Genomic DNA, 605 nt, shown 5'->3' on the forward strand with positions numbered 1-605 from the left:
TTTAAGACTTTGATTTTATTGTGGATGCCTTCAATTCTTCCGTTATTGAATGGATACATAAAACTATTTTCAATGGAACTTAAGTGATGTTTTAGTGTGCGTATACTTCTTCTGAAATCAAGTGAAATTTCTTCGTGTAAAGGCTGTTTTAAGAGCGTTTGTAAGGCGTTTATATCTTTGTCTTTCATGGCATTTAATAGGGATTGATACAGTGTATAGTTGACTTGTAAACGTTCATCATAACTCAATAATGTATCGACAACGGTCCTGTCCGTCGTTTGCCCAAATAACCCAAACGGTTTATAAACGGTGTAGGTTAGGTCTTTTTCATTTTTTAAAAGTAGTTTCCAATATCTTTTCAGTCGACGATATTTCTTCTGATCTTCGTTGTGCCCGCGTCTAAAACCATTCATGACTTGGATTCGCAGTTGATTCATCGAACGACTGATCAATTGAACGAGATGGAATCGGTCGATGATGATCTTCGCTTTTGGAAACAGTTCTTGTATGAGTTTTTCATATCCGGCATTCATATCAATCGTAATGGTTTTGACCGAACAGCGTTCACGATAGCTGTAACGCGTGTAGAAATGGTTCTTAATATG

At 36.5% G+C, this 605-nt stretch carries 1 protein-coding gene; it reads right to left on the bottom strand.

What is annotated here, in order from left to right; translation table 11 throughout:
• A partial coding sequence (locus KGI01_RS13720) for a transposase (RefSeq protein WP_174795821.1) occupies nt 1-605 on the bottom strand: 605 nt, incomplete at both ends.

Source organism: Kurthia gibsonii (genome assembly GCF_006539985.1).
Classification (GTDB): domain Bacteria; phylum Bacillota; class Bacilli; order Bacillales_A; family Planococcaceae; genus Kurthia; species Kurthia gibsonii.